Source organism: Armatimonas rosea (assembly GCF_014202505.1).
Lineage (GTDB): Bacteria > Armatimonadota > Armatimonadia > Armatimonadales > Armatimonadaceae > Armatimonas > Armatimonas rosea.
The window spans coordinates 136,400-157,646 of the sequence record NZ_JACHGW010000006.1 but is presented as its reverse complement, the minus strand read 5'-3'; the positions used below and the strand labels follow the sequence as shown (position 1 = coordinate 157,646).

The 21,247-nt window shown below is 62.2% G+C and carries 21 protein-coding genes; 10 read left to right on the top strand and 11 right to left on the bottom strand.

The features are described from left to right. Positions 1-47: 47 nt before the first annotated feature. Both HNQ39_RS25775 and HNQ39_RS25770 read right to left on the bottom strand, forming a co-directional pair. Positions 48-854 (bottom strand): hypothetical protein, encoded by an 807-nt coding sequence (locus tag HNQ39_RS25775; protein ID WP_184203474.1) that lies wholly within the window; start codon positions 852-854, stop codon positions 48-50. A gap of 3 nt (positions 855-857) precedes the next feature. Further along, positions 858-1,781 carry a hypothetical protein gene (locus tag HNQ39_RS25770; RefSeq protein WP_184203473.1) on the bottom strand — a complete coding sequence of 308 codons (924 nt, stop codon included), beginning with the start codon at positions 1,779-1,781 and terminating at the stop codon, positions 858-860. A 167-nt stretch (positions 1,782-1,948) separates the two neighbouring features. Between HNQ39_RS25770 and HNQ39_RS25765 the strand changes: the two genes are divergently transcribed. The 3 genes from HNQ39_RS25765 to HNQ39_RS25755 all read left to right on the top strand — a co-directional run bounded on the left by HNQ39_RS25765 (position 1,949) and on the right by HNQ39_RS25755 (position 5,094). Next, positions 1,949-2,644 carry a C40 family peptidase gene (locus HNQ39_RS25765; protein WP_184203472.1) on the top strand — a complete coding sequence of 232 codons (696 nt, stop codon included), beginning with the start codon at positions 1,949-1,951 and terminating at the stop codon, positions 2,642-2,644. A 101-nt stretch (positions 2,645-2,745) separates the two neighbouring features. Beyond that, on the top strand, positions 2,746-3,888 hold the full coding sequence (locus tag HNQ39_RS25760) for a M48 family metalloprotease (protein ID WP_184203471.1): 1,143 nt from the start codon (positions 2,746-2,748) through the stop codon (positions 3,886-3,888). A gap of 6 nt (positions 3,889-3,894) precedes the next feature. Then, the gene (locus HNQ39_RS25755) at positions 3,895-5,094 is read left to right on the top strand and encodes a sensor histidine kinase (RefSeq protein ID WP_184203470.1); all 1,200 of its coding nucleotides are present in this window, start codon (positions 3,895-3,897) and stop codon (positions 5,092-5,094) included. Positions 5,095-5,115: 21 nt separating this feature from the next. On the opposite strand, the gene HNQ39_RS30740 is transcribed toward HNQ39_RS25755, so the two are convergent. Continuing rightward, on the bottom strand, positions 5,116-6,030 hold the full coding sequence (locus tag HNQ39_RS30740; protein ID WP_184203469.1) for an NlpC/P60 family protein: 915 nt from the start codon (positions 6,028-6,030) through the stop codon (positions 5,116-5,118). Between the two features lie 72 nt (positions 6,031-6,102). Here HNQ39_RS30740 and HNQ39_RS25745 point away from each other — a divergent pair, with 72 nt between their 5' ends. Then, positions 6,103-7,470, top strand: coding sequence for a hypothetical protein (locus tag HNQ39_RS25745; protein ID WP_184203468.1), 1,368 nt, complete (start codon positions 6,103-6,105; stop codon positions 7,468-7,470). A 37-nt stretch (positions 7,471-7,507) separates the two neighbouring features. Continuing rightward, the gene (locus tag HNQ39_RS25740; RefSeq protein WP_184203467.1) at positions 7,508-9,343 is read left to right on the top strand and encodes an SGNH/GDSL hydrolase family protein; all 1,836 of its coding nucleotides are present in this window, start codon (positions 7,508-7,510) and stop codon (positions 9,341-9,343) included. Between the two features lie 177 nt (positions 9,344-9,520). Here HNQ39_RS25740 and HNQ39_RS25735 read toward each other — a convergent pair whose 3' ends face one another. After that, on the bottom strand, positions 9,521-10,648 hold the full coding sequence (locus tag HNQ39_RS25735) for a glycosyltransferase (RefSeq protein ID WP_184203466.1): 1,128 nt from the start codon (positions 10,646-10,648) through the stop codon (positions 9,521-9,523). Positions 10,649-10,887: 239 nt separating this feature from the next. Here HNQ39_RS25735 and HNQ39_RS25730 point away from each other — a divergent pair, with 239 nt between their 5' ends. Together HNQ39_RS25730 and HNQ39_RS25725 are read left to right on the top strand one after the other, a co-directional pair. After that, positions 10,888-12,096 (top strand): alpha/beta hydrolase, encoded by a 1,209-nt coding sequence (locus HNQ39_RS25730; RefSeq protein WP_221290328.1) that lies wholly within the window; start codon positions 10,888-10,890, stop codon positions 12,094-12,096. 8 nt (positions 12,097-12,104) lie between these two features. After that, the gene (locus HNQ39_RS25725) at positions 12,105-12,542 is read left to right on the top strand and encodes a sporulation protein (protein ID WP_184203465.1); all 438 of its coding nucleotides are present in this window, start codon (positions 12,105-12,107) and stop codon (positions 12,540-12,542) included. Here the strand turns inward: HNQ39_RS25725 and HNQ39_RS25720 are convergent. The 3 genes from HNQ39_RS25720 to HNQ39_RS25710 all read right to left on the bottom strand — a co-directional run bounded on the left by HNQ39_RS25720 (position 12,523) and on the right by HNQ39_RS25710 (position 14,537). After that, positions 12,523-13,032 carry a hypothetical protein gene (locus HNQ39_RS25720; protein WP_184203464.1) on the bottom strand — a complete coding sequence of 170 codons (510 nt, stop codon included), beginning with the start codon at positions 13,030-13,032 and terminating at the stop codon, positions 12,523-12,525. The genes HNQ39_RS25725 and HNQ39_RS25720 overlap by 20 nt on opposite strands. Positions 13,033-13,134: 102 nt before the next feature. Then, complete coding sequence (locus HNQ39_RS25715) at positions 13,135-13,968, bottom strand: family 16 glycosylhydrolase (RefSeq protein ID WP_184203463.1); 834 nt, start codon at positions 13,966-13,968, stop codon at positions 13,135-13,137. After that, positions 13,965-14,537 carry a carbohydrate binding domain-containing protein gene (locus tag HNQ39_RS25710; protein ID WP_184203462.1) on the bottom strand — a complete coding sequence of 191 codons (573 nt, stop codon included), beginning with the start codon at positions 14,535-14,537 and terminating at the stop codon, positions 13,965-13,967. The genes HNQ39_RS25715 and HNQ39_RS25710 overlap by 4 nt, the downstream gene beginning before the upstream one ends. Before the next feature lie 89 nt (positions 14,538-14,626). Between HNQ39_RS25710 and HNQ39_RS25705 the strand changes: the two genes are divergently transcribed. Further along, positions 14,627-15,091 carry an SRPBCC family protein gene (locus tag HNQ39_RS25705; RefSeq protein ID WP_184203461.1) on the top strand — a complete coding sequence of 155 codons (465 nt, stop codon included), beginning with the start codon at positions 14,627-14,629 and terminating at the stop codon, positions 15,089-15,091. A gap of 260 nt (positions 15,092-15,351) precedes the next feature. Then, positions 15,352-16,470, top strand: a complete 1,119-nt coding sequence (locus HNQ39_RS25700) for an RNA ligase (protein ID WP_184203460.1) — start codon at positions 15,352-15,354, stop codon at positions 16,468-16,470. Positions 16,471-16,473: 3 nt separating this feature from the next. Here the strand turns inward: HNQ39_RS25700 and HNQ39_RS25695 are convergent, their stop codons facing one another. The 4 genes from HNQ39_RS25695 to HNQ39_RS25680 are packed head-to-tail and all read right to left on the bottom strand — an operon-like array spanning position 16,474 to position 20,676. Beyond that, positions 16,474-17,571, bottom strand: coding sequence for an outer membrane protein assembly factor BamB family protein (locus tag HNQ39_RS25695; protein ID WP_184203459.1), 1,098 nt, complete (start codon positions 17,569-17,571; stop codon positions 16,474-16,476). Between the two features lie 17 nt (positions 17,572-17,588). Further along, positions 17,589-18,704: an outer membrane protein assembly factor BamB family protein gene (locus HNQ39_RS25690; protein WP_184203458.1), complete on the bottom strand. Its 1,116-nt coding sequence runs from the start codon at positions 18,702-18,704 to the stop codon at positions 17,589-17,591. A gap of 5 nt (positions 18,705-18,709) precedes the next feature. Further along, entirely contained in the window at positions 18,710-19,849 is a 1,140-nt protein-coding gene (locus HNQ39_RS25685) for a WD40 repeat domain-containing protein (RefSeq protein ID WP_184203457.1), read from the bottom strand. Further along, a complete protein-coding gene (locus HNQ39_RS25680) occupies positions 19,846-20,676 on the bottom strand; it encodes a M20/M25/M40 family metallo-hydrolase (RefSeq protein ID WP_184203456.1) in 831 nt (276 codons plus the stop codon). The genes HNQ39_RS25685 and HNQ39_RS25680 overlap by 4 nt, the downstream gene beginning before the upstream one ends. A gap of 42 nt (positions 20,677-20,718) precedes the next feature. Between HNQ39_RS25680 and HNQ39_RS25675 the strand changes: the two genes are divergently transcribed. Then, entirely contained in the window at positions 20,719-21,234 is a 516-nt protein-coding gene (locus HNQ39_RS25675; protein ID WP_184203455.1) for a GNAT family N-acetyltransferase, read from the top strand. Positions 21,235-21,247: the final 13 nt, after the last annotated feature.

The window sequence follows — 21,247 nt, the reverse complement described above, 5'->3', positions numbered from 1 at the left end:
TAGCCCCTCTGCTCAGACATGAGAATCCGCTGAGAGAGGGGCAGTGTCTAGCGTCCGCCGCCGGGAATCATCAGGCCGGGTGCCTCGTAGGGCACCTGCTTGAAGCCGGCGGGTGGAGCAAAGAGACTATCGGGGAGCGGCGCTTCGGAGAGCGATGTGGTCTTGATGGTCATCTCCATGTGCTTGCCCATGATCTCCTGCGAGGTCGTGGTCAGCAGTGGGATTCCCTTGACTGTCTTCATCTTCTCGGTCATGTCCTTCATGAAGGGCATGCTCCCCATCCCATTGGGCAGACTCTGCCGCGACATCGCCGCGCTCAGGGTGACGCCCGGAAACTCCGCGGTCCAGAGCTCGGTCTTGCTGGTGAGTGGGGGAATCTTCATCTCACCCGGTGGAGGCGCTTTCTGAGAGCTCCCCGGAGCCTTCGTCGAGCCAGGCCGCATCCCCAGGTTCATGGTCATGGTCATGACATACTGGGTTGCCTTCTTCCCCTGGATGGTCTGGGTCTTGCCAGTCGGTGCTACCCGAATATCGGCCTTGATATCCATCATCGCCATCATCGGGTTCGCCGCTCCACCGGAGGGATCCTTCGGCAACACCTGGTAGGTCTTTGCCTTGGTATTCAGCACCAACATCCGCTGGCCATCGAAGATCGTCACCCGGTCCCCGGACTCCGTCCGCTGCCGGTTGCCCTTGTAGTACAGCGTGACAGTCGGGCTCTTGGGGTCCCCGGGCTTCTGCACCTTCTGTCCCAGCTCGCCCTCCATGGTCGTGGTCTGAACAAGCTTCAGATCGGCGCTGGCAGCGGTACTCAAAGCGAGCACCGCCGCCAGCGCGAGTAGTCCGTTGCGCATCGCCTAGCCTCCGAACCCTGGGAGCTGCGGTGTCTCGTAGGCAACCTTCTTGAACCCCGCAGGAACCGCAAAGAGCGTGTCGTCGAGTGCCGCTTCGCTCAGCTCCAGCACCTCGGTCGTGTTGGTGATGGGCTTGGAGAGATCAGCCCCCTGTGCCTCCGCAAACGGGCTCTTGATCTTGATCTTCATGTTGGTCAGGAGCGAGAATCCCTTGATCTCCGCCAGCTTATCCATCATGGTCTTCATGCCAGGCATGTTGTTCATCATCTTCATCATGCCCCCCATCATGCCGCCGCCGAGTCCTGGGAGTGCTGGTGCAGCCGCGGTCTTGGCCGTGGCGGGGGTGCCGGGGAGCTTGACATCCTCGGTGGTCCACTGCTCGCCCTCCATGGAGATATTGGCAACCTCACCCGCGATCCCGCCAGCACCCTCAGCGGCCCCCTTGAGGCTCATGCTCATGGTCGCGGTCCAGAGGTAGTCGGTCGCCTTCTTGCCTGCGATCTCACGCTCATGGCCGCCCTTCTTGACATCGGCCTTGACCTTCATGTCCAGCATCTCCATAAACTGCGCGCCAGGGCCACCCGCCCCCGTCAGCTGCTCGGTGAGCTCGGTCAGCTTGATGGTCGAGTAGGTCTTCTTCTTAGGGTCGATTCGTGTGATGGTCCCCGCCTCGTTGTCGGTGACCGTGATAATGCCAGCGGCATCCTCGGTGCGAACCTTGCTTCCCTTGTAGTAGGTCACGGACTTGACCGCCTCACCGGGCTTGGGAGTCGCAGGAGCACCCCCACCGAGGCCCCCCAGCCCCCCCATCGCAGGAGCGTCCATCGTCATCTTCGAGACCACTTTCAGGTCCGCATGCGCCGTCCCTACCAGACCAATCAGAACCAGACCAGGCACCAGAGCCCGAGTAACAGAAAAAATTCGCATCACAAAAGTTACCTTTCTTTCGCCAAAGACACTAGGGAGAATACCCGACAGCCCCCATAATTTGTACGGAAAAACCCGTGTCGATGTCACATCCCCTATTGACAATCTTTAGAGGCGCGGGTTACACTGATCGCGGACAGGACAGTTAGGAAAAGGAACAAGGAATATTGACGCGCTCTAAGAACCTCCGACTGCAGACACAAACCACCATCGCCTTCACTTTGTTTGCTCTCACCAGTACCAGCTTCGCCGCTCCCCAGAACCGCTCCCGCTTTGAGGGAGCCCCTAAGGCAAAAGCCCCCGCCGCTCCCATCAAGGCCAAGCCCGCCGCGCCCCGCACCACCGATCCTGACGACGAGAACACCATTAATGTGACGCTTGAGACCGGGGACGAAGAGCTCGACCATACCCTCGGGGCCAGCGAAGACCAGATCGCCAAGAGCCGCGCCGCCGCAGAGGCCAACCTCGGACCTCGCAATGGGCGTACCGGAACCAACTCCAAGCTCATCTCCCGAGCCCTCTCCTACCGCGGTGCACGCTACCGCTTCGGGGCATCGGGCACCAACGGGGTCTTTGACTGCTCCAGCTTTGTGCAGCACCTGATGCAGGGTGAGGGAGTCTCCCTTCCCCGCACCGCCCGCGAGCAGTTCGGTCAGGGAAAGAAGATCTCCCGCAGTGAGCTCCAGCCGGGTGACATTGTCTTCTTTGCAGGAACCTACCGCTCTGGAATCTCCCATGTCGGGATGTATGTTGGCAATGGGATGTTTGTCCACGCCGCCAGTAGCAAGCGGGGAGTCGTGATGGACCCCCTCGACCTGCCCTACTACAACAGCAAGTACGCGGGAGCTCGCCGCTTCAAGTAAGCGCGCTCTCCACAGCACGAAGCGGGCGAGGCTCTTTCAGCCTCGCCCGTTTTCCTTTTGGAACAATTGGGGCACAATTGACGTAGAATAAGCAAACGACTATGAGACGCACCGCTGCCCTACTTGCCACTGCCTTCTGCCTTGCCCTCCCCGCGCTCACCCCACGAGCACTCCCGCAAGACAAGAAGCCCGCCGCCGCGCCCCTGGAAGATCCCGAGGTCAAGCTCGGGCGCGAGTCGCATGAGGAGATGATCAAGAGCGGCCTCAAGCTGGTCACCGACCCGGCCCTCGTGAAGCGGGTCGAGACCATGGGGCAGAAGCTCGCGGCCATCATCAACCAGACCCCGATTCCCGCTCTCTACGGCAGCGAGAACAAGATCTCGCGCCCCTTTGTCTACCGCTTCTTTATTGTCGATGACCCAGACACCAACGCCTTTGCCCTCCCCGGTGGCTATGTCTATGTCAATAAAGGTCTCCTGAAGTACGCCCAGTCCGACGATGAGCTAGCCGGGGTCGTGGGCCATGAGATTATCCACGCGGCTCACAGCCATGGAGCAAAACTCCAGCGTGAGCAGAGCAAGCTCAACACCCAGATGGCGATCGCGGCACTCGGGGCGATCCTGGGAAAGGTCCCCCTCCAAGACACGGGCAACCTCCTCACGGGCTTTCAGCTCCTGGCGATCCAGAAGGTAAACGGCTACGGCCAGACCGCCGAGCGCGACGCCGACCAGGGCGGGATCATTCTTGCGCAGAAAGCGGGCTACAACCCAGTCGGGATGCTCACGTTCATGGAGCGCTTGGCCCGCGACCAGCGCAGTCACCCCGATGTCGAGCTGGGCATCTTCCGCACCCACCCGCCGGAGAAGGTCCGCGCCGAGGCGATGATCGCGCAGATTACCCAGATGGGACTGCCCATCAACCGCCGCGCCACCGCAGATATCCTCAAGGTCGCCACCCGCGCCGATGGCACCCTCACCGAGGTGCTCCTCGATGGCAAGGTTTTTCTGCGTACCCCCAAGCCCGAGCGGGCCAAAGAGGTCGCGGCGGCGCTGGACAAGGCGCTCGACCAGGACCTGCAGGTCTACGACGTTCGCAAGCAAGGCACGTCGATCCAGATCCGTGGTCAGCACCTCGTGACCCTAGAGACCAGCGATGGTGCCGCGCCCGTGGACAAGCTCGCCGACGATGCCTGCAAGATGCTACGCCTCTCGCTCTACCGCTATGTCCTCAATGGAACGCTGTAGCCCCGTATGCGTACTCTCACCCACCGTGCGCAGCGCCTGAGTGTGCGGGTACGACGCAATCCCAATGGAGTCTACTGGGCCTGTGTTGTGGGCATTGTCGCCTGGGCATTCGCACGCGCCAGCGGGGTCGACCGGGCCGCTCCTCCCATTCAGCTGGAGCCCTTTCTTGGAGTTCTCACGCTGGTCATGGTCAATCTCGCAGTCCGCAACTGGGCCTCGGCACGCCGTGACCAGCAGGGAATCGCGGCCCGGGTCTACTACAGCCTCGGCTGGCTCTTTGTCTCCGTGGACCTGATCTGTATCGCGCTGGGGCTCCGGTTTTCGGGGGGGCTCCAGAGCGCGATCTGGGTGGTCGCCTTTGTTGTCCTAGCGGGAGAGACCCTGCTGGAGAACCGGGTCGAGGCCACTATCACCCGCTCCGGGGCGTGCCTCGCGCTCTTTCTGGGAACCGTCCCGTCTCCGTCAAGTACCCCCGACTGGGCGGCCTACGCGCTGGAGATGGTGGTGCGGATGGGGCTCTTGCTCGCCGTAAGCTCGGTCGTGCGGCGCCTGCGCGAGCGCTCCGAGCAGGTCTCGGCGGAGCTGGCCAACCTCAAGTCCGAGCTGGAGCTCACCGAGCAGCGCTCGTCGCTCTCCCGCGAGGTTCATGATGGGGTGGGAAATAGCCTGGCCGCTGCGGTCATGCGCCTAGAGCTCGCCGCACGGGTGCGGGAGAAGGCCGATGCCAGTGACCCAACCATTGTTATCCTAAAAGACGAGGCACAGACCCTCCGCGAGGCGATGCAGCAGGTTCGGGACTGGACCTTCTTCAACCGTCCCTGGTCCACCGAGGTCTCCCTCGCGGCTGAGGCGGAACGTCTCTCGCGGCGCACAGGCCTCCCAATAAAGACCGAGGGCTCCGACCTCCTGAGCGGCCTCCCCGAGCAAGTTCGCCTCTCGGTTCTCCGGGTCGCGCAAGAGGGGCTCATCAATGCGGCCAAGCACGCGATTGGCGCAACTCAAGCCAGCGTAACCGTCACGCGGGACCCCAAAACCCTCACACTCGTGGTTGCCGATGACGGCCCGGGCTTTGATGTGGCAGAGCTGGGCTCTGGGATCGGGCTGATGAGCATGCGGGAGCGCGCGGAGGGTCAGGGCGGCGAGCTCGTGATCGAGAGTGCGCCGGGCGAAGGCACACGAATCCGGCTACGCCTGCCCCTAAAATAACCCGTGAGCTACGCCAATAAGCTAGTCGCGGCGAATGGCGACTAGCTTATTGACGTAGCTCTTGAAAAGATTGTCCACATCGACGCACTTATGGTTGGTCGAGGCGTGGATAAAGAGCCCATCACCGATATAGATTCCGGTGTGCGTGATGGTCGAGCCGCCCTTCATCGCAAAGTAGAGCCGGTCACCGGGAAGCAGCTCGCCCGTGTCGGTGATCTTCTGCCCCACGACGGTCTGGTCGCCAGAGTGCCGCGGAAGCGAGACACCGACCGTCGAGAAGACATTCTTGACAAATGCGGAGCAGTCTAGCCCAGAGCGCGTGTTGCCAGCCCAGACATAGGGGACGCCCATGTAGGTGAATGCCTCGCGCAGGACCTGGCGCTGCTTCGCGGAGAGCCCGCCACGCTCGGCGATCTCGGGGGTGCCACTTGGGGTGGGAGCGGTCTGCTCCAGGGTGACCTCTTGGTCGTAGTCCAGGAGCTCCATCGACTCTTTGGGAACCCAGCCAATCGTATTGTTGCGCATCAGGATCCCGTAGAAGCCCTCCAGCTCCGAGAGAACCGCCAGGGTCTGCCCCACAGTCGCGACCGAGAGGATCTTCGAGCTGTCGGTCCGGGAGACACGCACCCCCACGGAGTCGATGACCACCTTGGCCGGCCGGACGATCACTTTTGTGGGAGCGGCCTGCGGCTCCTGAGGGCGGCCCGCACGGCTGGAGAGGGTTCCCCGGTTCGGAGCCGGCGCCGACTTCGAGAGAGGAGGGAGCTTGGCTTTCTGGGTCCCCGCTGTCCCCACGGCGCGTGATGCAGCCGACGAGGGCGCGGAGCCCGTGTTGACCGTGACATCCAGGGAGCTGTTTCCGCTGTTTTCCTGAGCTTGTGTGGCCGGAGCCAGCACCAGTGTGAGTAAGGCAAGAGTTCCAGAGAGTGTCTTCACAAGGTCGATTATCGGCGAAATGGACTTAGTTTGCAAGGCCTCTGCCGGAAAAACTTCCCGGTATAATGCACCATGAGCCCACGTTTGCGCATCGGCCTCTTGTCCCTGGGTGGTTTTGCGAGCATTATTGCCTTCATGCGCCTGACCGCACCTAAGCCCCCCTCGGTTCCACTCGGTGACCGACGGGTCGATAGCGCGGCAACCTGGCATCTCAAGGGCTGGCGCCTCCTGGAGAAGAAACAGATTCCCTGGGAGATCTGGGGCCAAGCCAAGCCCCTCTTCCTCTACGAGCGGATCGGCAATAGTGTTCGTATCGCCACCCAGAACCGCGAGGATGTCTCGCTGGAGCCCTGGCGCGGAAAGGCACCTCTGACTGTCCTTGGGAGTGAGCTTACGGCCAAGAACCAGCTTGTCCTCCTGCAAGAGTGGTCTCTCCCCGAGCGCGATCCCACAACCAACCTCCCCACCGGCTACCGCATCCAGACCGGTGGTGCCCCCCTCGCCGAGCTGAGCGCCACCTACAACCAGCCCCTCCCCACCGAGGGCCTAGAGCTCGTCCGCCAAGGCACGGTGATCGATACCCAGCAGAGCCTCCCGTCGCGGCTCCTGCCTCCCAACACAACCTACCGTGGTGGCGTGACCGTCCATGCCACCGTTGTCGCAAGTGACCCCGAGGGCAATCTCAAGGTGGCGGTCGATGTCACCCCTGGCCCGCCCGGTGCGCCCGAGAGCCTCCCTTTAACGGCATACTGCCGCGTCTCGAACATGCTGCAAAGCCCACTAGCGCGCCGGCAGCGGGTGATGACAGCGCCCCCGCCCACCGCCGCAATGGTGGACATGAGCCGCCTCACTCCCATAGACGGGCCACGCCAGACCATGAGCTGGATCAAAGAACAAGCCCCACGCGACGACCAAGGCGTAGTCTACCGCTGCACCGATCCGGCTGCGTCGTATCGCCTCCACTCGCACAGCGAGCTCTATCTGGCACGTATCACCCCGCTCGCTCCAGGCGCCAAGCGCCCCAAGACCGTCACCCTGGATGTCCTCACAGAGCTCGGTTGGGCCAATGAGGCTCGTCAGCTCTTCAAGCTCGCCGATGTCAAGAAGGACCTGATTTCTGTAACGGTTCCCCTTCCGGCTCCTGTCCGCGCACTGCCCGCTCCGCCCCCACCCCCCTCGCCTCCCCCCACAGGAGCAGGGCCAGCTACAGGCTACACACCTCCCATCCCCTTTACGATGGCGATTGCGCTGGCGCGCTTCCGCCACTACCGCGACCTGCGTGAGGGAGCGGCCACGACCGATCCAGAGAAACAAAAAGCCTACGCTGACAAGGCACTGCAGTACTTCAATCAGGCCATGGCTCTCTGTCCCCCGAATCTTCGAAAAGACTACGAGTACGAGCGCAAGCGTCTGACCGTGGTGGGGAAACCTGCGGAGTAGCTTGCCAGGGCTGCGGAGAATCGGGCATACTGCGAGCATGGATCGAGTAACAGAGTGGTTCGGGTTTCGTCGGGTGACCTTCACGGTAGCGGGCAAGGAGGGCTGGATCACCGAGCCCAAGGTGCCGCAGTCCGGGAGGCCCTGGGTGTGGCGGGCATCGTTTCCAGACTTTCACGCCGAGATCGACCGTGCCTTGCTCGCCGCGGGATGGCACACGGCCTATCTGGAGACGGGCGAGATGCTCGGCTGCGATGCGGCACTGGACCTCTGGGACGCGTTCTACGACGAAGTGACGAAGAATCGCGGGCTGGGAGCGCGGCCTGCGCTGGAGGCCGTGAGCCGAGGCGGGCTCTATGCCTACCGCTATGCCGCGCGCCACCCCGAGCGGATCGCCGCGCTCTACGCTGACACGCCGGTGCTGGACCTCAAGAGCTGGCCCGGTGGCAAGGGCAAGGGGGTCGGTGCGCCGCAGGTCTGGAAGGTCGCGTTTGAGCGCTACGGCTTCAAGTCCGACGCCGAGGCGCTAGCCTACAACCAGAACCCACTCGACCTACTGCCTGTAATTGCGAAAGCCAAGATCCCCCTGCGCCACGTCGTCAGCCTCAACGACCGTGTGGTCCCCGCCGACGAGAACACGCGGGAGGCGCAGCGGCGGCTCAAGAAGCTGGGCGTCACGATGGACGTGGTGACGATCCAGGAGGGCACCGCGGAGAGCCAGGGGCACCACTTCCCGCTGGTCGGCATTCCCGAGAGTGCGGAGTTTTTCAAGCGCCACACGATGGGCAAGAGCTACCACACGCTCCGGCGCGGGCTCAAGGCGTTTGGTCCCAAGGCGACAGTCGCGTTTCTGGGCGGCTCGATCACCTTCTCGCCTAACGGCTGGCGCACCCAAGTGGAGAGCTGGCTCACCCAGCGCTTTCCTCAGACCCAGTTCACGTTCATCCGCGCTGGGATTTCGTCGCTGGGCTCGGTCCCCCACGCCTTCCGCCTGGAGAGCGATGTGCTGGGCCAAGGCAAGCCGGACCTGCTCTTTGTGGAGGCGGCGGTCAATGATCCGACCAACTTCACGACGCCCGAGCGCATGGTGCGCGGCCTAGAGGGCGTCGTGCGGCACGTGCGCACCGTCGCGCCCGAGTGCGATATCGTCCACCTGCACTTTGCCATGCCCGAGCACCTAGCGGACTGGAAGTCCGGCAAGACCCCGCTGGCGGTCGCGCAGCACGAGAAGGTCGCCGAGCGCTATGGGAACCCGTCGCTGGACCTCACCCGCGAGGTCTCTGAGCGGATCGCCGCCGGGGAGTTTAGCTGGGAGAAGGACTTTAAGGACCTGCATCCCTCGCCCTTTGGCCACCAGCTCTACGCCAATAGCATCACGCGCCTGCTCGATTCCGCCCTCGCAACGCCACGCCCGACCAAGCCGCACCCGCTCCCCAAGCCGGTCGATAGGCACAGCTACAGCGCGGGCCGCTATGTCCTGCCTAACGCCGCCACGCAGCTCGAAGGCTTTGCACTTGATCCGTCGTGGCAGCCCACCGATGGCAAGGGCACCCGCGACGGCTTCGTGAAGGTTCCTGCACTGGTCGCCACGACTCCCAAGAGCCGCTTTACCCTGACCTTTACGGGCAACACAGTCGGCCTGATGATCGCTGCGGGGCCGGACACGGGTGTGGTGGAGTGTGTGATCGACGGCAAGCCGCGCCCGCCTCTCGATACCTACACGCCTTGGAGCGGCGGCCTGCACCTGCCTTGGGCCGTGATCCTCGCCGATGATCTTAGCTCCGGCGAGCACACGCTCACCCTGACACTCTCGGAGAAGCGCAATCCCAAGGCAACGGGCACCGCGCTTCGGGTGGTGTATTTCTTAGTGTCGTAGTTTGACATCCCTGCCCGGTTTGACATCCCTCCCCCGGCCCCTCCCTTCGCTCTTTATCCCGCTTCGCGGGGACGAAGGGAGGGGAGTCAGAGGGGTGGGTTGAGCCAGTCCCCCCCTCCCTTCCCCCCGACGAAGTCGGGTCTCAGGGGAAGGGAGGGGGCAGGGGGGAGGGATGCCCTACAACGCCTCCGCGAAAATCCCCTGGAGCTGCCGGGCGACCGCGCCAAATGTGTACTGGCTGTGCACCACCGCGCAGCCCACCTTCGCAAAGGCAAGCCGCCGCGCCGGGTCGTTGACCAGCGCGCTCAAACACTCGGTGAGGGACTCGACACTCCCCTCTTTGCAGACCAGCCCGCCGCCCGTGTTGCGGACCACATTGGGAATCTCCCCACTGTCCGAGCCCACCACCGCCACCTCACAGGCTAGTGCCTCGATGAGCACGCGGCCAAACTGCTCTTTCCAGTGCGGGCGGGTCAGCGACGGCAGCGCCATGATGTCCATACACCGTAGGTACTTATCGGCCTCGTTGTGCGGGACGCCCCCCGTAAAGACAACACGCTCCGCCACGCCGAGCTCCTTCGCCAGTGACTTGAGCGCCTGCTCCTCACTCCCGGTCCCCACTAACAAAATCTTCGTGTTGGCGGGGAGCTTGGGGAGCGCCTTGACGATCAGATCAACGCCTTTCTCCTCGACAAAGCGCCCGATATAGCCCACCACGACACTGTCTCCCAGCCCAAGCTTCTCCCGCAGCGCCTCCTCGCGCCCGGGGACAAACTGATCGACATTGGTTCCGTAGGGCACCACAAACGACGGTCCCTTCAGCCCCTTGGTGAGGAGCACCTGCCGCGCCTCCTCCGAGTAGGCCAGCGACGCGCACGCTTCTTTGTAGGAGAGCTGCTCGAACCACGAAAACGGCGGTGGGTACTTCTTCAGCAGGTTCTGGTTGGTATGGTAGACAAACTTGGCCTTGAGAGAGCGTGCCGCCATCAGAAACTGCAGGTTGCTCAGGCTCCAGGGCTCCTGGGTGGAGTAGACCAAGTCCGGCGCGAACTTCTTGAAGGCGGCCATCGGGAGCTTGGGATAGGCATGGAAGGTGATGTGCCCCGGCTTGATGGTCGGGCAGAAGTGGATCGGAAAGGTCGCCTCCGGGTGCCGCCCCGAGCGGAACATCCCCTTGCCGTACTCATCGTCCCAGGTCTCGGGCACTACCAGCTCCAGCTCCACTCCAGGCAGACGACTGAGCTCGATAAAGAGCTGCTGATTGACCTCGCGCACACAAGAGTGACTGACCACCAGAATTTTCACGGGCGCATTGTACCACTTCGACCGCCCGTGTTTTTGATCGCCCCGATGAACCGGGGCGTCTTGCTGTCGTCGCAGGCTCCGACACGAAGGCCTCCGGCCATAATCCCGAGTTACCTCGGGATGGGCGAAGCCCTTTGTGTCCGAGGCACGAGGACGTAAGACGCCCCCCTCCCACGGGGGCGGTCTTAATGGGGGCGGTCTAAACACGGGCGGTCGAAAAAACTCGGGTACAATTTGGCATGCTACTCCCACCCATGATCGCGCTGGTTGTACCAGCACAGCCGCCTATGGATATTGCCACCCTTCAGACCGCGCTCCGCGAGCGTGCGACCCGCGCGGGCCTTGCCGCCCCGCTCCGTGCCTGGTTCGGTGAGGCCAACCTCAAGCGCGGCGCCCTCAAGACCGATGAGCTCAAAGTCGCGTTTGCTATCGAGGTCGCCGACGGTGAGCCGGAGCCCAAGCTGGTCTCCGATGATGGCGTTTGGTCGCTGCCGCTACGCAATATCGAGGGCTCCCGTATCTGGGCTGCCGCCACAACTCTCCCCGAGGGCTTTGGGACGCGCTGGAAGTTCATAGTCGGTGCGGAGACCCGCGGCGGTGGTGAGCTGGAGGTCTACACCGCGCCCCCGGAGAGCAAGCGCCAAGCCGGCGTCCCCCAAGGAAAGCTCACCCCGCAGCCCGCCTGGAAGAGCAGTGTCTACGAGGGGACGGTGCGCAACTGGTGGGTCTATGTCCCCGCCCAGTACGATGCGTCCAAGCCCGCGGCAGTCATGATCTTCATGGACGGCCACTCCTACAAAGACTTTGTCCCGGTCGTGCTGGACAACATGATCCACAAGGGCGAGCTCCCTGTGTCGATTGCCATCTTCATCAGCCCCGGTCACCGAGGCGAGACGCCCCCTGAGAACGGCTGGAACGGCAACAACCGCTCGATCGAGTACGACACGGTCTCGGATCGCTTCTCCAAGCTGATTGTCGAGGAGATCCTCCCCGAGGTTAGTAAGAGCTACAACCTGCGCAAAGACCCGGCGGGGCGCCTGGTAGCGGGCATCTCCAGCGGCGGTATCTGTGCCTTCAACCTCGCCTGGCAGCGCCCCGACCAGTTCCATAAGGTGCTGAGCTGGGTCGGTAGCTTCACCAACCTGCAAGGCGGTCCCACCGGCGTGGCGGGCGGCAACACCTTCCCCGCCATCATCCGCGACCGCCGTGGCTGGGACCAAAAGGGCGCGCCCAAGCCGATCCGGGTGTTCCTCCAAGACGGTGCCAACGACCTGGACAACAAAGCCGGCAACTGGCCTCTCTCCAACCAGCAGATGGCAAAAGCCCTCGCCTTCGGCCAGTACGACTACAAGTTTGTCTTTGGCAACGGCTTCCACGGCGACCGCCACGGCCGCGCGATCCTCCCCGAGTCGCTGCGCTGGCTCTGGCGCGACGAAGGAAAGAAGTAGGGTATCGGATGCTGGAGAAGGTCAAGGCATTCTGGCGGCTGACAAACAACACAGGAAGCTACGTCGCGCTCCAGCTCGACAAAGACGCCTTTGACTTCGGCGAGCCCCTCACCGGCACGGTGCAGATAGAGGGAGTGGACCGAGCACTAGAGGGAAGCGTCGAGCTCACGCTCTTTCGACGAGACCGGGGGCGCTCCGAGCCGACCGTCACCTACGACTGGGTCGCCATTGTGGAGCAGACGGTGATCACGCCGCTGACCGTGGCGGAGGGGGAGAAGAAAGCCCTCACGTTTGCGATTGCCCCCGCTGCCTACTCCCCCTACCTCGCGCACTACGAGCCCGACGGAGAGCGGGGCCGGCTTCGCTTGGAGGCACGCGTGAGTCTCCGGGGTGCGCCCGATCCCCGCCACGCTGCGGAGTTTCGCTTTACGAGCGCTCCAGCTTGATATCGGTAATGGCAACGTCGCCGCTGGTGCCGCCAATCTGAAAGGCCATGATTGCCTGCCCCTTGGGCGAGGTCTTGGGCTTGATCGGGAGCCGAAACTCCTGCCAGTCCGAGGTCAGTGTGACCTCACTGGCCCAGGGCTCGTTCTGGGGGTCCTGGAGCGCTGTACGGATCTTGCGACGGTTCCCGGCACGGGCACGAAAGCGCAGGGAGAGCGGCTGGTTCGACGAGAGCACGTCCGCGGGAACGGGCTTTTGCAGGTGCAGGTCCTCGACCCCTTGGCCGGGCCGGAGCACATTCACCTGGTAGATCGGCGGGTGCGTGTCGCCGTCGGTGAGCACCTCCATGGTCCCGTCGAGCGCGTTCACGGTCGAGAGGGTCCAGTCCTTGTCGTCCACAACCACCTGTCCGTCACGCGCCATGATGGCGGGCACGGCTGCGGCGCTAACCGCAAGAAGACTGACCAGCAGAAAGTGTCGTCGTTTTAGCATTGCGTGTGATTATATCCTCAGGAGAAGGGTTCTGGTGAACATCTTCTCACAAGTAGGACATAGATTTATCCGCAATTGTGCCAGATTTAGGTCAGTAGTTTTTCACAGTGCCCAGACCCGGATGTAGTCGATCTCCATCTTTGCCGGGAAGGGCGTCGTCGCATCCGGGAATCCCGGCCAGTCGCCACCGATCGCCAGGTTCGCCAGGACAAACATCGGCTTCTGGGGGACGTGCTCCTTGGTCCGAAACCGCTCGACCCCATCGACGCTCCAGATCAAAACATCGGGCTTCCAGACCAGCGTGATCGTATGGAACTCTTTCGAAAAGTCCAGGCCACGGAGCCGCCCTTGTTCGTTCTGGACCGTCCCCGCCACCGTGCGCCAGTGGTTGGTAAAGTAGATACAGGTCGGATCGTGCCCCAAGATCTCCAGGATATCGATCTCCGGGGGCCAAGACTTGTCGTTAGGCAAGAGCCAAAACGCGGGCCAGATTCCCTTGCCCGCCGGAAAGCGCGCACGGATCTCAAACCGCCCGTAGAGCTGGGAGAACTTTCCGTAGCTGGAGACCATCCCCGACGTGTAGGGCATGCCGCCTTGGGGCTTACGCTCCCCGATCAGGACCAGCTTGCCGTCCTGGAGCCGGTAGCCATCGGTGGCATAGTACTGCTGCTCGTGGTTGGAGTGGGTACGCACACCATCGGGATAGGAGTCGATCCACTTCTGGGTATCTAGGGCCTTGCCGTCGAACTCATCGTGGAAGGTCATGCCGGTCACGGGATTAGGAGCGGCGGTCTGCTGAGGGCTAGGACGAGCAGAGGTCGCCACGACGGGTGCCGGCGCGGTCGTTTTCTGTTTCTGGATCACCATCCCAAGCCCAAACGAGGCGGCGAGGGCGGCAAAGAGTGCCCCTCCCGTTGTCTCAAACTGGACTCTCACACCCGTACCAGCTCAACTCCAGCCAGCTCAAGGGAGCCCGCCTGGAATCCGGCATGAACCGCGATCATCGACTCCCACTGCGCCATGGCCGTGGTCGTGACATCGTACTGGTAGGACTTCCACTGAGGAGTCAGGGTTAGGGTCTGCTTAAAACAGTCCGGGAACCCGGGGACATTGCGCTGCAGGATAATCGTCACCTGCGAGCCTTGCTCCGAGCGCCCCCAGAACCGCAGCTGTAGCTTCTCGCCGGCCTTAAAGGGAGTGCCCAGCGCATTGGAAATCCCGAGGTTCCACGGCTGCTCACCGGGCCGATCCGCCAGGATCTTGAGGCCGTTTCGCGGTGCCCCCTCGATCGTCTCACGGGTCACCGTCATGTTCCCAACCGCGCCCTTTTCGGTGTAGAACTTCCACTTCTCTTCCGCAACCACGTTGTTGCCATGGCCTGAGAGCGCCACAGCACCCGCTCCAATACCTAGGGGACCCGTCTTCTTTAGCGAGACAGCAGCAAACCCACCGCCAATTGCGAGGGCAAAAAATACCATGCCCAGTGGTTTGATGATAATACGCATCGTATCCTCCTTAACTATTTTAGGTATATTGCACAGTGTTCTATAGCCTTTGAGGAACATTCTTAACAAGAAAGGCGTTAGAACCCCTGATGCCCACCTTAACGTTCCATACTAAGCTCGCTGTCTCACAACAAACCCTCTGGGATTTTCACAATAGCCCGGCAGCGCTCACCAAGATCACCCCTCCCGGCACCCGTGTGCGGCTCCTCGATCCCCCCGAGTCTCTTGGGCAGGGAGTGATCTTCACCCTCGTGGTCTCCCAGCCGCCCCTCTACGTGCCGCTTCCCTGGCGCTGTGAGTTTGTGGTCTACGAGCCGCCGTGTCGCTTTGTGGACCACCAAGTTCCGGGGAAGGGCCCCTTTGCTTTCTGGGAACACGAGCACCGTTTTGAACCCGACGGCCCCGATTCGTGTCTATTGGTAGACACGATCACCTACACACCACCCTTGGGTTTTCTCGGGCGAATCGCCGACCGGCTCTTTCTCCACCGCACGCTCACGGAGATGTTTGCCTACCGGCACCGTGTCACAAAGGAGGCTCTTGAGAGCGTTTAGCAGGTCAGGGAAGCCGCGCGATAGAGTTCGCGGATTCCAGTGGCTAGATCGTCTGGAGAAGAAGAAACCGAGGTTGTGAAAATTGGCACAACCCTGTGACTTTTCCAGGTCAGGCATGCTCTTAGGAGTAGTAGAGAATAGTGAGAGAGAGAAGGAGAGAAAAATGTTAGCAATGCTAGAGCTGCTGGTCCGATATCATTATGTCGAGGATGTCCCTGGGCTGAACGCACTCCAGGAGAACACCACAGACGGAGGCTGGGATGGATCGGGCGGCACTACTTACGAAGCTGAGCAAGAGCGGGTTTCTCACCCACACGACGGCGGACAACCGGGTGCTGGTGCATCCGGCCCGCAACAAGTTCGACTGGGAGCCCGACGAGCTGATCTACCGGTCCGCCGTGCTCGACGCGGACGGAAGCATCGCTTCGCTCGGCTGGCCGAAGTTCTTCAATCAGGGCGAGTCGCCCACGCACGACTCGGTGATCGCACAGGAGCTGGCGGCGGGTCGGGCCGTGATCACGCACAAGCACGACGGCTCTCTGCTCATCCGCTCCGTCCTATCGGACAAGCAAGTCCTGCTGCGTACGCGCGGCTCGTATGACGGCGGGGAGTACGGGGTAGCGGCCCACGCGGTCGCGACTGCCAAGTACCCCGCCCTCCTCGATCCCGATGTCTTTCCCGAGGGCTCGCTACTCTTTGAGTATGTTGGGCAGGCCAACCAGATTGTCGTGCGCTACGAAGGCGACGACGACCTGATCTTCCTCGGCGCCGTTCTCCACGACACCCAGCGCTACCTTCCCTTCGCGGAGCTAAAGCCCCTCGCGGAGAGGCTGGGCCTGCGATTAGTTGAGACCTACGACTGGGCACGCACGGGGGGGATCGGGGACGTGCTCTCGCTGGTGCAGGACTGGAACCACGCGGAGGGAGTGGTCGTGCGCTCTGGCGACGGCCAGACCTTGCTGAAGATCAAGTCCGCCTGGTACTTCGCCCAGCACGCGCTCCGCTGGCACATGACCTACGACAGCATTGTCCGGTTTGTGCTGGATGGCGGGATCACCGACGAGGCAGGGCTGGAGTCCGGGCTGGCGAAGGCGGGCTGGGACTACGAGATCATTGTCAAGGCCAAGGAGCACTTCGCGGTCTATAAGACCCGTCGCGCGGAGGCAGACCAGCTCACCGCCCAAGTCGAGGCGCTAATCGCGGGCTTCAACGGCTCCGGGATCGCCTACGACGACGAGCGGGCGCGGCGCAAGGCGTTTGCGGCGCTGGTCTTCTCGCAGCACGCCCCGCTCGCCAAGTACGCCTTCACGCTCTACGACGGCAAGCGGACGCTCTTGGAGTCGGTCTTGCTGAAGAACGTCATCTACCAGCGCAAGTAGGGCCTACCAGCCGGTCAGGCCCTCCAGAGTCACGACGCGCTTCTTGCTCGCGGTGTCCACGAGATACCCGAGCGGGAAGCGCTGGTGAAGCCCCCCCGTCTGCCCCTTCTCCAGCACGAGCGTGCCATCGGGCGAGGTGAGCGCACCCCCGTGCTCGTTGTCCAGTTTTTTCTTCTGCAACGTATTCTTTTTGAGATCCCAGAAATCTGACCCGTAGGGATATACCTTTGTCTCCTTGGAATTGAACGTAATGGCTGGCGTCCCTGGGCCGATTCCCATACTTCCTGACATCATCTGTGGAGCGAACGCATAGACAGTGCGCTGGAGGACCTTACCCGAGGCTGTATCCACAAGCCAGAGCGCCTTGGGGCCGACGCACGCAAGGAGGCGGCCACTGGGCGAGAGCCCCCAGTCGAACGGCTCGGGTGTCACGTTTCGAATCCGCTCTCCGGTTTGCGGATCGACCACTCGAATCCGCTCTCCGGTTTGCGGATCGACCACGACGATACTCTGCTCCTTGGGCGAATTGCGAGCATCCCTTAGCTCAGGGAGGAGGAGCGTGCCATCAGGGAGAAAGCCTCCTCCCCAAAAATAATCCCCATCCCAGAGGTGCGCGCCTGTTGCTGCTGCCACGGCCACCACTTTGTATTCCAGGGCATAGACAAGGGTCTTTTCATCCGGGCTAAAGAAAATCCAAGGCTCCACACCGAGGCGTTGCTCAGGACGTGTCCAAAGCACTTTCCCCGTCGCGGCGCTGTGAACGGAGACCGAGCTTGTGTTCATCACGGCAACATAGTGCGGACTCACGGCGATCGTAATATTGAACCCATCTCGGCTCTCGTCGGGGTTGCCCACGGGGGCTTGCCACAAGAGCTTGCCGGACTTTGTCTCCCACGCCCGGAGCTGCTTCGTGCCTTCCCAGAGGGTCTCCCGGTGCACCAACGAGTAGAAGCGCTGGTTGTCCTGGGAAAAGACGGCACCGTGGCGGTACAGCCAGAGGTACTCCCCTGCACGCTGCCTTCCCGCAATCTCAACGTAACCAATGACGGAGGCCAGTACGACTGTCGCAAGAGTGCCCACGACCAGAAGAAAGCGGGTCAACCCCGGGCTCAGCACGACTAAAGCTCCCAGCCCGTCTGGCCTTCCAGTGCGATCCTCCTCCTCGGTTCCACCAGTGCCCCCAGTGGCTCATGGGAGCCCGGCCCCCACGTAGACGACACACGCACTGCCTTGGTTGTCGTCGGAAAATAGAGGACATCGCGGGAGAAATCCCGAGCCGTGATCGCGCTACTCCCCACACGTGCCGGATTCCAGAGGTAGCTTCTCTGATAGTTATCCGTAACCCGCACCGAGACCCCATCGGACCAGAAGGTGGCTTCGGGTCCCGAATAGCCGTTAAATCCCACAAGGCGGTGACTAGCCGTCACTTTCCCCGTAGGTGTCGTGAGAAGAACCTGGCGCTGCTGGGTGACGAGAACCTTGTCGCCTTTTGGGGAGACGGTCCAGTGCACGACATCACGGGCGATACGCCGCCGCGTTGCTCCCGTGAGCGGGTCACGGGCGACCAGCAAGGTGACGTCTTCTTTGCTCTTCGGATCGCGCCGAATCTCGGGCACAAGCACGCTGCCGTCAGCGAGGAAGTGGAGCGGGTAGCTTGGGGCCTTGTAGAACACATAGAGTGCGTTCCGCTTTCGTCCCGTCTCCACGTCAAAGACGCGCACCGACTCAGACCCAGGCTCAGAGAGCGCGATGAGCTTTCCTGAAGGGGAGAAACATATCCTGAAACCGTCGGTAGTTGTCGAAGGGGTGCGCCAGAGTACGCGGCCCGTCTCGGTCGAGCGGAGCGCGAGCTCCTTATCCGTCACCACGGCCACATACTTTCCCGAGGTCGCCAGAGCTACCATGTTCTGACTCAGGGCGTAGTCATAGTCGTAGGTTCCCGGCGGAGTTGAGGGAAGGCGGTGCCGCCAGAGGAGCCGACCTTGGCTAGTCTCCCATGCCCGTAGCTCCCAATGAGAGTCCTTCGGCGTGCTTGTCCCAACGACGCCAAAGAGCTGCTTCCCATCTTCGGAGAAGCGCACGGCCGTCTCGGAGGCAACCAGCTGATCGCCGCGGTAGTGGTTCCGCTCGTCCTGGACATTGATACGGTAGCAGCTCGCGACAAGCGTGACGATGCAGCCGGTGATGCCAAGGAAGCGGGTAACCGGGCGACGGGTATACCAGGGGTCGTTCATTTCGTCTACTTCAGCTCCCAGCCCGTCATTCCCTCAAGCGGGACGGGCGCAACGGCTTTATTCGGGCTCATTACCGTGCCAAGGGGCTTGTGCCGCCCGAGGCCCCCCATGTCCTCCGCACGCAGCGCTTTGCTTCCCTCGCGGGAGTACGCTTGCTCGTGAAGCTCTTCGTCCGGGTGGGCACGGCGGACGATGTGCTGCGTCGGGTTCCAGACATACGACCGAACGGGCGTATCGCCTGCATTGTCTCCGATGAGCAAGATATTGGTGCTCCCAGGGATAAACCTCGCACCTACGTATTGTTCGAAGTACTTCCCAGGGCTGACGGTGGCAAGCGTCTCGCCTGAGGGGCTCAAGAGCAGGAGCTCGTGGGCGCGCTTGACGAGCACGCGAGTACCGTCGGGAGAGACACACCAATCCTCCACATCGCGGGCGAGGCGGCGGAGGGCTTTTCCGGTAAGGGGGTCCAAGACGGTCACAACGGAAACGGCGGGAGTGGAGAAGCTCAGGCGTAGGTTGAGGCCCGGATATGGGTCGCCAGAAACCGTCGCACACTCTGCGACAACCAATGTCCCATCCGATAAGAAGACCGGTTGTTGGTGAAACTTGCAGTCGGTGTAGGCAATTCCTTTCAGCGACTTGCCCGTGGCCACATCAAGCACCTGAATGAAATCGGGCAGGGTCAGCGCGAGGAGCTTCCCCGACGGCGAGAACGAGAGTGTGGCGTGCTCCGAGAGTGGTATCGTACGTGTATTCTGCCAGAGCACACGTCCGGTGCGGGTGTCACGGACGGCCAGCTCCTTAAAGGTCATGGTTGCCACACGGTCTCCCTGAGTCGCGAGCGCCAGGCCATCTGAAGACAACGGCACTTTCCACAGCCGTCGCCCTTGGGCCGTCTCCCATGCCTCCAGGGTCTGGGAGTGCTTGCCGGGAGTGGTGTGATCGACAAACCCGAAGACTTTCTGACTGTCCGTGGAGAAGACAGGTGCGTTGTACGCATTGCTTTGAAGAATGTCTCCCCGGCACGACGAACGAGTATCGAGGGTCTCGAGGCGCACACACGAGCCCACGAGCGTGCAGGCAACCCCCACCCCACCAAGCAAGCGGGTGAGAAGACGACTTGTGTACCAGGGTTCTTTGTTCATCGTGCGTAGTCCAGTAAGAAAGCGACCGTCAGACGCGCCATGTCTTTGACATAGCCAAAATCCACTTTATCCGGAGTATCGGTTGATTTATGGTAGTGCGGATAGCGGTACTCCCCTTCGTAGAGGCCCGTGATCGTGTAGCCCTGCGCCTCAAAGGGAATATAGTCCGAGGCCTCTGCAGGATCTATACGGGTGGGGACCTTCACGACGTTCCGGGCGAGCCACTCTAGCCGCGTAATCAGCTTCGCCGATGCCGCGTTGTTCTCCGGGCGCCCGCGCTCATCCCGATCCAGAAAGAGATGCTTCTCGGTGTCCGGGTAGCCCACTTCATCGAGGTTGAAGACCAGAGTCAGCTTCTCGCCACGCTGCTTGCACTCCGCGGCGTAGGCAGTCGAGCCCCAGAGGTTCTGCTCCTCGCCGGAGAAGAGCGCAAAGCGGAGCGGGACACGGAGCGGAGTGTCTTTGAGCACCCGCGCGACCTCGAAGAGCACCGCCACCCCGGTCGCATTGTCATCAGCGCCGGGGGCGGGGGCCTCCGGCGCATGCAGATCTTCCTGGCGGCTATCGAAGTGGGCACAGAGCAGGATCGGCGCACCACTCCCGCCGGGCTTCTGGGCGATCACATTGCTCAGAGACTTGCCTGCCTGCTCGTAGACATGGCGCTTAGGAGGATAGCCAAGTGCCTTAAACTTCCCGGAGAGATACGCCACGATAGCGGGATGGTGCTTTGAGAGCGTGTGACGGGTCGGCCAGCGCGTCGCGAGGTCTTTAACATCACGCTCCAGGTTGGCGCGGGAAATTTTGGAAAGAACTTGGTATTTATCCACAGGTGATTGTACCGGAGAAGTGGTTTATGGTAAAACTTCGCCGTGAGTTTTATCATCCGTATCGCCACCATCGACGATGCAGAGGCTGTTCGCCGCATCTACAACGACGCTGTTAAGACCAGCACTGCCACGCTGGAGACCAATGAACGGGATCTCGCCGCCCAGCGCTGCTGGCTCCAACAGCACAATGGCGAACCCTACCCCTGCTTTGTCGCCGAAGACCGGGATGGAATTGTCGTGGGCTGGGCGTCGCTCTCGCCCTATAACCCCAAGCCCGGCTACCGTGGCACCGCGGAGAACTCTATCTACGTGGATGTGCGTGCCCAAGGCGGCGGAGTCGGGGAGGCGCTCCTCCAGACCCTCCTCGACGATTCCCCCTCGCGCGGGATCACGACCATTGTTGCCTTGATCACGTCGGACAATCTGGCGTCGATCCGCCTCCACGAGAAGCTCGCCTTCCGCTTTGTCGGGACCCTGGAGCGGGTTGGGGAGAAGTTTGGGCGGCTCGTGGATGTAAGCCTCTACCAGATTCACCTCCCCCCGAGCACGGACCGATAGCTTTTCGGTGTTG